Source organism: Vibrio sp. D173a, assembly GCF_030248475.1.
Map to the genome: position 1 here is coordinate 1 of NZ_JAHGAH010000202.1, position 12,498 is coordinate 12,498.

The 12,498-nt window shown below is 46.3% G+C and carries 8 protein-coding genes and 1 pseudogene; all 9 read right to left on the bottom strand.

What is annotated here, in order from left to right:
- Window positions 1-106: 106 nt before the first annotated feature.
- Window positions 107-4,309 (bottom strand): DNA-directed RNA polymerase subunit beta', encoded by a 4,203-nt coding sequence (gene rpoC, locus KIV40_RS19445; RefSeq protein ID WP_285350840.1) that lies wholly within the window; start codon window positions 4,307-4,309, stop codon window positions 107-109.
- Window positions 4,310-4,415: 106 nt separating this feature from the next.
- On the bottom strand, window positions 4,416-8,444 hold the full coding sequence (gene rpoB / locus KIV40_RS19450; RefSeq protein ID WP_005433641.1) for a DNA-directed RNA polymerase subunit beta: 4,029 nt from the start codon (window positions 8,442-8,444) through the stop codon (window positions 4,416-4,418).
- A gap of 250 nt (window positions 8,445-8,694) precedes the next feature.
- Entirely contained in the window at window positions 8,695-9,063 is a 369-nt protein-coding gene (gene rplL / locus KIV40_RS19455; protein WP_005433642.1) for a 50S ribosomal protein L7/L12, read from the bottom strand.
- A gap of 57 nt (window positions 9,064-9,120) precedes the next feature.
- Entirely contained in the window at window positions 9,121-9,615 is a 495-nt protein-coding gene (rplJ, locus tag KIV40_RS19460; RefSeq protein WP_005533792.1) for a 50S ribosomal protein L10, read from the bottom strand.
- Between the two features lie 293 nt (window positions 9,616-9,908).
- Entirely contained in the window at window positions 9,909-10,610 is a 702-nt protein-coding gene (gene rplA, locus KIV40_RS19465) for a 50S ribosomal protein L1 (protein WP_005384683.1), read from the bottom strand.
- Between the two features lie 4 nt (window positions 10,611-10,614).
- Window positions 10,615-11,043: a 50S ribosomal protein L11 gene (gene rplK / locus KIV40_RS19470; RefSeq protein WP_005451125.1), complete on the bottom strand. Its 429-nt coding sequence runs from the start codon at window positions 11,041-11,043 to the stop codon at window positions 10,615-10,617.
- A 142-nt stretch (window positions 11,044-11,185) separates the two neighbouring features.
- On the bottom strand, window positions 11,186-11,734 hold the full coding sequence (gene nusG, locus KIV40_RS19475) for a transcription termination/antitermination protein NusG (protein WP_005451123.1): 549 nt from the start codon (window positions 11,732-11,734) through the stop codon (window positions 11,186-11,188).
- 13 nt (window positions 11,735-11,747) lie between these two features.
- Window positions 11,748-12,128, bottom strand: coding sequence for a preprotein translocase subunit SecE (gene secE / locus KIV40_RS19480; protein WP_005451121.1), 381 nt, complete (start codon window positions 12,126-12,128; stop codon window positions 11,748-11,750).
- Between the two features lie 266 nt (window positions 12,129-12,394).
- Window positions 12,395-12,498, bottom strand: a pseudogene (locus KIV40_RS19485) (elongation factor Tu); the annotation flags it as partial.

Sequence of the window (12,498 nt, forward strand, 5' to 3'; positions counted from 1 at the left end):
CTCCTAAAGCGAAGCGCTCTCGACTCTCGGAGCGTAAGCGTTCTATTTGGCCTCCAAGAAACAAAAAAGGCACCCGAGGGTGCCTTTTCTTTTAAGCTCTTAACGATTACTCGTCAGAAGAGAAGCCTGCGTTTAGAAGTGCAGCTAGGTTATCTGTTGCTTGTTCAGCAGATGGACCTTCTTGCGCTTCAGCACGTTTAGCTTGACGATCTTGGTGGTATGCGAAACCAGTACCAGCTGGGATCAGACGACCAACAATTACGTTCTCTTTCAGACCACGTAGGTCATCACGCTTACCAGAAACCGCAGCTTCTGTTAGTACGCGAGTTGTCTCCTGGAACGATGCCGCAGAGATGAACGACTCAGTCGCTAGAGATGCCTTAGTAATACCTAGTAGCTCACGCTCGAAACGTGCAGGCTCTTTGCCTTCAGCTTCTAGGTTACGGTTAGCAATCTTAACTTGTGAGTATTCAACTTGCTCACCAGGTAGGAACTCAGAGTCACCAGCGTGAGTAATTGTACACTTACGTAGCATTTGACGAACGATAGTCTCGATGTGCTTATCGTTAATCTTAACGCCTTGTAGACGGTAAACTTCTTGTACTTCGTTAGCGATGTACTGAGTTACAGCGTGTACGCCACGTAGACGTAGGATGTCATGTGGAGACTCTGGACCATCTGCGATCACGTCACCACGTTCAACACGCTCACCTTCAAATACGTTCAACTGACGATGCTTAGGAATCATCTCTTCGTAAGTATCACCACTGTCGCGAGTGATAACTAGACGACGCTTACCTTTCGTTTCTTTACCGAAGCTCACAGTACCTGTGTGCTCAGCAAGGATCGCAGGCTCTTTAGGCTTACGAGCTTCGAATAGGTCAGCTACGCGCGGTAGACCACCGGTGATATCTTTGTTACCGCCAGATTTCTGAGGGATACGAGATAGTGTGTCACCAATGCCAACTTCAGCGCCATCTTCGATGTTTACAATCGCTTTACCAGGTAGGAAGTAGTGAGCTGGCATTTCTGTACCAGGGATCATTACATCGTTACCTTGCTCATCAACAAGTTTGATAGCTGGACGCATATCTTTACCTGCTGCTGGGCGAGCTGCTGGGTCAGTTACTTCGCTTGAAGATAGACCTGTTAGGTCATCTGTTTGACGAGAAACTGTAACACCGTCGATCATGTCTACGAACTGGATGCGACCTGCCACTTCAGTGATGATTGGCATGGTGTGCGCTTCCCAGTTAGCAACAACTTCACCAGCTGTTACTGCGTCGTTGTCGCCTTTGCTTAGCATCGAACCGTAAGGAAGTTTGTGCTTCTCTTTAGTACGACCGAATTCATCAATGATAGTTAGCTCAGATGCACGAGACGTGATTACCAGCTTCTTATCTTTGTTGATTACGAACTTAGCGTTGTGCAGTTTAACTGTACCAGTTGTCTTCGCTTGGATGCTGTTCTCTGCTGCTGCAGTAGATGCCGCACCACCGATGTGGAACGTACGCATCGTAAGCTGTGTACCCGGTTCACCGATAGACTGAGCAGCGATTACACCAACTGCTTCACCTTGGTTCACTAGGTGACCACGTGCTAGGTCACGACCGTAACACTGTGCACAACAACCGAAGTCAGAATCACAAGTAACTACAGAGCGCACTTTCATGCTGTCTACTGAGTTCTCTTCCATGATCTGACACCACTTCTCATCAATTAGAGTGTTACGTGGGATCAGAACATCTTCTGTACCTGGCTTAAGAACGTCTTCAGCTACTACACGACCTAGCGCTAGCTCAGTTAGTGCAACTTTAACATCACCACCCTCGATGTGAGGCATCATGTCAACACCCTCATGAGTGCCACAGTCATGTTCAGTTACAACAACGTCTTGAGCAACGTCTACTAGACGACGAGTTAGGTAACCCGAGTTCGCTGTTTTCAGTGCCGTATCCGCAAGACCCTTACGAGCACCGTGCGTTGAGATAAAGTACTGAAGTACGTTTAGACCTTCTTTAAAGTTCGCAGTGATCGGCGTTTCGATGATCGAACCATCCGGACGAGCCATCAGACCACGCATACCAGCTAGCTGACGAATCTGAGCTGCAGAACCACGAGCACCCGAGTCAGCCATCATGTAGATGCTGTTAAACGATTCTTGTTGCTCTTCTTCACCGTCACGGTTAACTACCGTTTCAGATGAAAGGTTTGCCATCATCGCTTTCGCTACGCGATCGTTGGTCGATGCCCAGATATCGATAACTTTGTTGTATCGTTCGCCCGCAGTAACAAGACCAGATTGGTATTGTTCCTGGATTTCACGTACTTCTTCTTCCGCTTCTGAGATTTCAGTGTACTTAGCTGGCGGTACAACCATATCGTCGATACCAACAGATACACCAGATAGTGCCGCGTATGCGAAACCTGTGTACATGATTTGGTCAGCGAAGATTACAGTGTCTTTCAGACCTAGCTTACGGTACGCCTCGTTTAGTAGGTTAGAGATTTGCTTCTTACCTAGCTTTTGGTTAACGATGCTGTACGGTAGACCAGCTGGCACGATTTGCCATAGCATTGCACGACCGATAGTTGTATCAACCATCTTAGTCTCTGTTGTGCTGTTGCCGTCTTCGTCTACAACTGTTTCTGTAATACGTACTTTAACGCGTGCGTGAAGTTCAGCTTGCTTAGTGCGGTATGCTTTCTCAGCCTCTGCTGGGCCAGAAAGGTACATGCCTTCACCTTTCACGTTGATCTTGTCACGAGTCATGTAGTACAGACCCAATACAACGTCCTGAGAAGGTACGATGATCGGATCACCTGATGCTGGCGACAGAATGTTGTTTGTCGACATCATCAGAGTACGAGCTTCAAGCTGTGCCTCTAGAGTTAGAGGTACGTGAACCGCCATTTGGTCACCATCGAAGTCCGCGTTGTACGCCGCACACACTAGTGGGTGTAGCTGGATCGCTTTACCTTCGATTAGTACTGGTTCGAACGCCTGGATACCTAGACGGTGAAGTGTAGGTGCACGGTTCAATAGTACTGGGTGTTCACGGATTACTTCGTCTAGGATATCCCAAACTACCGCTTCTTCACGCTCTACCATCTTCTTAGCAGCTTTGATTGTAGTCGCAAGACCACGAGTCTCTAGCTTGCTGTAGATAAATGGTTTGAATAGCTCAAGTGCCATCTTCTTAGGAAGACCACACTGGTGTAGACGAAGGTATGGACCTACTGTGATTACAGAACGGCCAGAGTAGTCTACACGTTTACCTAGAAGGTTCTGACGGAAACGACCTTGTTTACCCTTGATCATATCAGCAAGAGATTTCAGAGGACGCTTGTTAGAACCTGTGATCGCACGACCACGACGACCGTTATCTAGTAGCGCATCAACAGACTCTTGCAGCATACGTTTTTCGTTACGTACGATGATGTCCGGAGCAGCTAGCTCTAGAAGACGCTTCAAACGGTTGTTACGGTTGATCACACGACGGTATAGGTCGTTCAGATCTGAAGTCGCAAAACGACCGCCATCTAGTGGTACTAGAGGACGTAGATCTGGCGGAAGAACTGGAAGTACAGTTAGGATCATCCACTCTGGGTTGTTGCCAGATTGAATAAACGCTTCTACCAGTTTCAGACGCTTAGTGACTTTCTTACGCTTAGTTTCAGAGTTAGTTGTTTCTAGCTCTTCACGCATTTGTTCTGCTTCAGCGTGCATATCCATAGAACCTAGTAGGTCCTTGATTGCTTCTGCACCCATCTTAGCAGTGAACTCGTCGCCCCACTCTTCTAGACGATCCAGATACTCTTCTTCAGTAAGCATCTGAGATTTTTCTAGATCAGTCATACCCGGTTCTGTTACTACGTACATTTCGAAGTAAAGAACACGTTCGATATCACGTAGAGGGATATCCATTAGTAGACCGATACGAGACGGTAGCGATTTTAGGAACCAGATGTGAGCTACTGGTGAAGCTAGCTCAATGTGGCCCATGCGGTCACGACGAACTTTAGTTTGTGTAACTTCTACACCACACTTCTCACAGATAACACCACGGTGCTTCAGGCGCTTGTACTTGCCACAAAGACATTCGTAGTCTTTAACTGGACCAAAGATACGCGCACAGAACAGACCATCGCGTTCAGGTTTGAACGTACGATAGTTGATCGTTTCAGGTTTTTTAACTTCACCGAAAGACCATGAACGGATCATGTCTGGTGAAGATAGACCGATTTTGATTGCATCAAATTCTTCGGTCTTATGCTGTGCTTTTAGAAAGTTTAATAAGTCTTTCACAATCAGCTCCTGTAAGGAGTTAAAAGGAGCTCACCCGCTAAAGTGAGCACCTTCTACCAAATAATCGCTTTATATCTCTCTCAACCTTGGTCGAGAGAGAAAGAGATTACTCTTCGTCTTCTAGCTCGATGTTGATACCTAGCGAGCGAATCTCTTTCAACAATACGTTGAACGATTCTGGCATACCAGGTTCCATGCTGTGGTTACCGTCTACGATGTTTTTGTACATCTTAGTACGGCCGTTAACGTCATCCGACTTAACCGTTAGCATTTCTTGTAGAGTGTAAGCAGCACCGTATGCTTCTAGTGCCCATACTTCCATCTCACCGAAACGCTGACCACCGAACTGAGCTTTACCACCAAGTGGCTGCTGAGTTACTAGGCTGTACGAACCAGTTGAACGAGCGTGCATCTTGTCATCAACAAGGTGGTTCAGTTTCAGCATGTACATGTAACCTACAGTTACAGGACGCTCAAACTGGTCACCTGTGCGACCATCAAACAGTTTTAGCTGACCAGATTCTGGTAGGTCTGCTAGTTTCAGTAGCGCTTTAATAGACGCTTCTGGTGCACCGTCAAATACTGGAGTCGCGATTGGTAGACCGCCACGTAGGTTCTTGATCAGAGTACGAACTTCGTCATCAGATAGAGAAGCAATGTCTACTTTCTGGCGAGTTTCGCCTAGATCGTAAACTTTCTGTAGGAACTCGCGGAATTTCGCTAGTTCTTGCTGCTCTTTAACCATCTGGTTGATCTTGTCACCGATACCTTTCGCTGCCAGACCTAAGTGTACTTCTAGGATCTGACCGATGTTCATACGCGAAGGTACACCCAGTGGGTTAAGTACGATGTCTACAGGCTGGCCTTTTTCATCGTATGGCATGTCTTCAACAGGGTTGATCTTAGAGATTACACCCTTGTTACCGTGACGACCCGCCATCTTATCACCAGGCTGGATGCGACGTTTAACCGCTAGGTAAACCTTAACGATCTTCAGTACACCAGGTGCTAGATCATCACCTTGTGTGATCTTACGACGCTTAGTTTCGAATTTCTTATCGAAGTCAGCTTTTAGCTCGTCCCACTGCTCAGCAAGTTGCTCTAGCTGAGTTTGTAGAGCGTCATCTTCTAGCGTTAGTTCTAGCCACTTCTTACGATCAGTTGTGTCTAGTTTCGCTTCAGAGTAACCGCCATCGATCAATACAGCGCGAACACGGTTTAGAAGGCCACCCTCAAGAATCTGGAATTCTTCAGTTAGGTCTTTCTTCGCTTCTTTAAGCTGCATTTGCTCGATTTCAAGAGCACGCTTGTCTTTCTCTACGCCATCGCGAGTGAAGACTTGAACGTCGATAATCGTACCTGAAACAGAGTTAGGTACACGTAGTGAAGTATCTTTAACGTCAGATGCTTTTTCACCGAAGATTGCACGTAGTAGCTTCTCTTCAGGCGTTAGCTGAGTTTCACCTTTAGGTGTTACTTTACCAACTAGGATGTCGCCACCCTTAACTTCAGCACCAATGTAAACGATACCTGACTCGTCTAGTTTAGACAGAGCAGATTCACCTACGTTTGGAATATCCGCTGTGATCTCTTCAGAACCAAGCTTAGTATCACGCGCCACACAAGTAAGTTCTTGGATGTGGATAGTCGTGAAACGGTCTTCTTGAACTACGCGCTCAGATACTAAGATCGAGTCTTCGAAGTTGTAACCGTTCCAAGGCATGAACGCGATACGCATGTTTTGACCAAGCGCTAGTTCACCAAGGTCTGTTGAAGGACCATCAGCAAGGACGTCACCGCGTGATACAGGTTCACCTGGCATCACACATGGGCGCTGGTTAATACATGTGTTCTGGTTAGAACGTGTGTATTTAGTCAGGTTGTAGATGTCGATACCAGCTTCACCTGGTACTAGCTCTTCTTCGTTCACTTTAACAACGATACGAGAAGCATCTACTGACTGGATTACACCACCACGTTTAGCAACTGCAGTTACACCTGAGTCAACAGCTACGTTACGTTCAATACCAGTACCAACTAGAGGCTTATCAGCCTTAAGTGTTGGAACTGCCTGACGTTGCATGTTCGCACCCATCAATGCACGGTTCGCATCATCGTGTTCTAGGAACGGGATAAGCGATGCAGCGATAGATACAACCTGGTTTGTCGCAACGTCCATGTACTGAGCGTGCTCACGAGGGTGTAGACCAGATTCACCTTTTTGACGAGCTGTGATCAGCTCATCTGCAAAACCGCCTTCTTCAGTTAGCGCAGCATTAGCCTGTGCGATAACGAATTGGCCTTCTTCGATTGCAGATAGGTAATCTACTTCGTCGGTTACAACGCCATCTACAACGCGACGGTATGGTGTCTCTAGGAAACCGTACTCGTTACAACGCGCAAACGCAGATAGAGAGTTGATCAGACCGATGTTTGGACCTTCCGGCGTTTCGATAGGACATAGACGACCGTAGTGAGTTACGTGTACGTCACGTACTTCGAAGCCAGCACGTTCACGAGTTAGACCGCCAGGACCCAATGCAGAAATACGACGCTTGTGCGTTACTTCTGATAGCGGGTTGTTTTGGTCCATGAACTGTGAAAGCTGTGAAGAACCAAAGAATTCTTTAACAGCTGCAGAGATTGGTTTCGCGTTGATCAGGTCTTGAGGCATGATTGCGTCAAGATCGCCTAGGCTTAGACGCTCTTTAACTGCACGCTCAACACGTACTAGACCTACACGGAACTGGTTCTCAGCCATTTCGCCTACAGAACGGATACGACGGTTGCCAAGGTGGTCGATATCGTCCACTTCGCCTTTACCGTTACGGATCGCGATAAGCTTCTTCATCACTTCAACGATGTCTAGCTCGTCAAGTGTGCCTTGCTCTTGAGCATCTTCACGGCCGATAGAGCTGTTGAACTTCATACGACCAACAGTCGATAGATCGTAACGCTCTTCAGAGAAGAATAGGCTTTCGAATAGTGCTTCTGCAGCTTCTTTTGTTGGTGGCTCGCCAGGGCGCATCATGCGGTAGATTTCTACCAATGCAGAAATACGATCAACAGTGCTGTCGATACGTAGTGTTTCTGACATGAATGGACCGTGGTCTAGATCGTTGGTGAACAACGTTTCTAGTGATTTGTGGCCAGCCTGAGATAGGTTCGCTAGTGCTTCCAGGCTAATTTCCTGGTTAGCGTTAACAATGATCTCACCTGTTGCTTCGTTGATGTAATCTTTCGATGCAACTTTACCAACGATGTACTCAACTGGTACTTCGATGTGATCAACGCCATCTTTTTCTAGTTGGCGGATATGACGAGCTGTAACGCGGCGACCTTGCTCAACGTAAGTTTTACCGTTCGCTTCGATGTCGAATGACGCAGTTTCACCACGTAGACGATCAGGAACCAACTCCATTAGTAGAGTTTGATCTTTCACTTCGAAGTTCACTTTCTCGAAGAAGATATCTAGAATTTCTTCTGACGTCTTACCAAGTGCACGAAGGATGATCGAAGCTGGTAGCTTACGACGACGGTCGATACGTACGTATAGGTTATCCTTAGGATCGAACTCAAAGTCTAGCCATGAGCCACGGTAAGGAATTACACGTGCGTTATATAGAACTTTACCTGAAGAGTGGGTCTTACCCTTATCGCTGTCGAAGAACACGCCTGGGCTTCGGTGCAGCTGGGATACGATAACCCTCTCGGTACCGTTAATTACGAAGGTACCATTGTCTGTCATAAGCGGAATTTCGCCCATGTAGACTTCTTGTTCTTTAATGTCTTTTACAGTACCTGCTGGCGCGTCTTTATCAAAGATTACTAGACGTAGTTTTACGCGTAGTGGCTTTGAGTAAGTTACACCGCGGATTTGACATTCTTTAACGTCAAAAACTGGCTCACCAAGACGGTAGCTAACGTATTGCAGCTCAGAATTGCCGTTGTAGCTCTGAATTGGGAATACAGAACGGAAAGCAGCTTCAAGACCGTATTGACCTTCAGGATCCTGTTCGATGAATTTGTCGAACGAATCGAGCTGGATCGATAGCAGGTATGGAATGTCCAAAACTTGTGGACGAGTACCAAAGTCCTTACGGATGCGCTTTTTCTCGGTATAAGAGTAAACCATGGGGTTCCTCAGCTCGCTGATAAGTGACCCAAACTGTCCGCCCGCTCCTAGTTACTTAAGGGGGGTAAGGGACAGTGACTAAATAGCTGTTTACTGTAGTGACATTTCATTGCGTAGGAATGAAATGTTTTTTGCTCGGGGACAGGCGCTTAAACAGCGGGAAAATTCGCCTATACCCTACAGCGCAAAAAGGCCGGTGGTTAAAAAACCACCAGCCAATTAGCCGTTAGGCTAAGAAACTATGCAATAATTACTTAACAGCAACAGTTGCACCAGCTTCTTCTAGCTGAGCTTTAAGTGCGTCAGCTTCTGCTTTGTCAACACCTTCTTTAAGAGGTGCTGGAGCGCCGTCTACAAGAGCTTTAGCTTCTTTAAGACCTAGGCCAGTTGCGCCACGTACTGCTTTGATTACAGCAACTTTGTTACCGCCAGCAGATTCTAGGATTACGTCAAATTCAGTTTGCTCAGCTGCAGCTTCGCCGCCTGCTGCGCCACCTGCAACTACTGCAGCAGCAGCAGATACACCGAATTTCTCTTCCATAGCTTCGATTAGTTCAACAACTTGCATTACAGACATTTCTGCAACTGCGTCTAGGATTTGCTCGTTAGTAATAGACATAACAATTCTCTTTTAAGTCAACAATAAGTTTATTTTGCAACCAGTAAAAAGCAAGGCTTAAGCCGCTGCTTCTTCTTTTTGATCGCGGATAGCAGCGATAGTACGTACCAGCTTGCCAGCAGAAGCTTCTTTCATGCACATCATTAGGCGTGCGATTGCTTCGTCGTAAGTTGGTAGTGTTGCTAGTACTTCAGCGTCAGTTACAGCGCCTTCAAATGCAGCAGCTTTGATCTCGAAATCTTTGTTCTCTTTAGCGAAGTCTTTGAAAAGACGCGCTGCAGCACCAGGGTGCTCGTTAGAGAACGCGATTAGAGTAGGACCAGTGAAAGTGTCAGTTAGACACTCATAGTCTGTACCCTGAACCGCACGACGTGCTAGAGTGTTACGCACGACTTTCATGTAAACACCCGCTTCGCGAGCTTGTTTACGTAGAGAAGTCATCGCGCCAACTTCAACGCCACGAGAATCAGCTACAACTGCAGAAAGTGCACCACTGGCAGCTTCGTTGACTTCAGCAACAATTGCTTTTTTGTCTTGAAGGTTTAAAGCCATCTTGGATTTACTCCTGGTTGTCGTTACACCACTCACTATCATCACGACAGTGAGAGCTATTGAGGTGCATTCCCAGAAGAAAGTTAACTATTTACATAGAGCTTCCTGTCAGTTCGGGCACCATCTACGTAGGATGATTAAGTTTGTCTTGAGAACAAACACCTACGGTCTTGGACGGAGACTGGGTCTTAATTCATTTCGAACTAGGAGACAGTTCAAAGAACCAATGTTCAGCCCCAACCACAAATATTAGGCGCAAAATTATACACAAATTTTGCGCCTAAGCAAATAAATTATGCTTGAGTGTTCAGGCTAGCCTGATCAACAGCAACACCAGCACCCATAGTAGTAGAGATGCTTACTTTCTTCAGGAAAGTACCTTTCGCTGAAGATGGCTTAGCTTTCTTCAGAGCAACTAGAAGAGCTTCTAGGTTCTCTTTGATCTGCTCAGCAGAGAAGTTTGCTTTACCGATAGTAGTGTGGATGATGCCGTTTTTGTCGTTACGGTAACGAACCTGACCAGCTTTAGCGTTCTTAACCGCTTCAGCAACGTTAGGAGTTACAGTACCAACTTTAGGGTTTGGCATTAGACCGCGAGGACCTAGGATAGTACCTAGTTGACCTACAACGCGCATTGCATCTGGAGAAGCAACAACTACGTCGAAGTTCATTTCGCCTTTCTTAACTTGCTCAGCAAGATCTTCCATACCAACGATGTCTGCACCAGCTTCTTTAGCTGCTTCAGCGTTTGCACCTTGAGTGAACACTGCAACGCGGATTTCGCGGCCAGTACCGTGAGGCAGTACAGTTGCACCACGTACGTTCTGGTCAGATTTACGAGCATCGATGCCTAGGTTAACAGCAACGTCAACAGACTCTACGAATTTAGCAGTAGCTAGTTCTTGAAGAAGAGCAACAGCTTCGTTGATTTCGTACTCTTTAGTTACGTCAACTTTTTCGCGGATTACGCGCATGCGCTTAGTTAGTTTAGCCATCTTATTAACCCTCTACCACTAGGCCCATTGAACGAGCAGTACCAGCGATTGAACGCTTCATCGCTTCGATGTCAGCACCAGTCATATCAGCAGCTTTAGTTTCTGCGATTTCTTGGATTTGAGCGTCAGTTACAGTACCCACTTTTTCAGTGTTTGGACGACCTGAACCAGACTTAACGCCAGCAGCTTTCTTAAGAAGAACAGCAGCAGGTGGAGTCTTAGTTACGAACGTGAAAGAACGGTCGTTGTATACAGTGATAACAACAGGAGTAGGTAGACCTTTCTCTAGAGATTCTGTTTTCGCGTTGAACGCTTTACAGAATTCCATGATGTTAACACCGTGTTGACCTAGTGCAGGACCAACTGGTGGACTTGGGTTCGCCATACCAGCTGCAACTTGTAGCTTGATGTAAGCTTCAACTTTCTTAGCCATGATAATTCCTAAGTTTGGGTACAAACGCTAATCACCGATCAGCTCCCCGTTTATGAAAAAACTCTTTACTTCACCAGAAGTAAAAAGGCGCGAAATTATAGTCATAATTCGCGCCTTAGACAACCCTTAAAAAGGTGTTTTTTTAATCAAGTTTTTCAACCTGACCAAATTCAAGCTCAACTGGTGTTGCACGACCAAAGATCGATACAGACACTTTCAGGCGGCTCTTCTCGTAATCCACTTCTTCAACAGTACCATTGAAGTCAGCAAATGGACCTTCATTAACACGTACCACTTCGCCCGCTTCGTACATAGTACGTGGACGAGGAGCTTCACTCGCTTTCTCAAGACGGTTAAGAATAGCGTCAGCTTCCTTATCTGTGATAGGTGCCGGACGGTCTGAGGTACCACCAATGAAGCCCATGACACGCGGCACACTGCGTACTAGGTGCCATGATTCATCGTTCATAATCATCTGAACAAGGACGTACCCTGGGAAGAACTTACGCTCAGATTTACGACGCTGACCCGCGCGCATTTCTACTACTTCTTCAGTAGGAACCAGTACTTCACCGAATAGCTCTTCCATGCTGTGCATTTTGATATGCTCGCGAAGAGATTGAGCTACACGACCTTCAAATCCAGAGAAGGCTTGAACCACATACCAGCGTTTTTTTGGAGCTTCACTCATGAATTAAAACCCTCTATACCCCAGTCGCTAGAGCTACTAGACGAACCATAATGCCGTCAATACCCCAAAGCGCTAGAGCCATTACAATACTTACAGCTAAAACGATCAGTGTTGTTTGCATAGTTTCTTGGCGTGTAGGCCAAACAACCTTACGAACTTCCATACGAGATTCTTTTGCAAAACTGATCGCTGCTTTACCTTTAGTCGTTGTTGCTGCAACGCCAAGGGCAGCTGCAATAAGAACAACAACGCCTGCAGCACGAACAACTACAGACATTTCACCATACAGGTAATTACCCACAACAGCGGCCGCTGCTAATACGAAAGCGGCAATCCACTTAAACGTATCTGCTGCGTTTGAGCTATCAGGAGTTTCAGCATTATTTGCTTTCATAAACCAACCTGTCACAAGTCTTAATATAGACGACAACAACCCCGCTGTTGCAGGGCAAACTCCATATCGCTGAAAAAATCAGCGCTACTCTCTTAAGATTAAGCCTGTCTGGCCAATCTTGCTCTGCTCTCAACCAAAATCTGAACAAGAAAACAGCTAAAATAATGTTGAGTGCAGAAAAAGGGCATCAAATGATGCCCTTTTTGCTACTGGTTCGTCAAATCTAATTCAAGATTTTCCGAAGACATTCGTTAATTCGTTAAGAATTAGTCGAAGATCTTAGCAACAACACCAGCACCTACAGTACGGCCACCTTCACGGATAGCGAAACGTAGGCCTTCATCCATAGCGATAGGAGCGATTAGCTCAA

What these genes read in the sequence shown, in the direction of transcription:
- secE (WP_005451121.1), bottom strand. Translation starts at nt 12,128, where the DNA reads ATGAAAGCAAATAATGCTGAAACTCCTGATAGCTCAAACGCAGCAGAT.
- rplK (WP_005451125.1), bottom strand. Translation starts at nt 11,043, where the DNA reads ATGGCTAAGAAAGTTGAAGCTTACATCAAGCTACAAGTTGCAGCTGGT.
- rpoB (WP_005433641.1), bottom strand. Translation starts at nt 8,444, where the DNA reads ATGGTTTACTCTTATACCGAGAAAAAGCGCATCCGTAAGGACTTTGGT.
- rplL (WP_005433642.1), bottom strand. Translation starts at nt 9,063, where the DNA reads ATGTCTATTACTAACGAGCAAATCCTAGACGCAGTTGCAGAAATGTCT.
- rplJ (WP_005533792.1), bottom strand. Translation starts at nt 9,615, where the DNA reads ATGGCTTTAAACCTTCAAGACAAAAAAGCAATTGTTGCTGAAGTCAAC.
- rplA (WP_005384683.1), bottom strand. Translation starts at nt 10,610, where the DNA reads ATGGCTAAACTAACTAAGCGCATGCGCGTAATCCGCGAAAAAGTTGAC.
- nusG (WP_005451123.1), bottom strand. Translation starts at nt 11,734, where the DNA reads ATGAGTGAAGCTCCAAAAAAACGCTGGTATGTGGTTCAAGCCTTCTCT.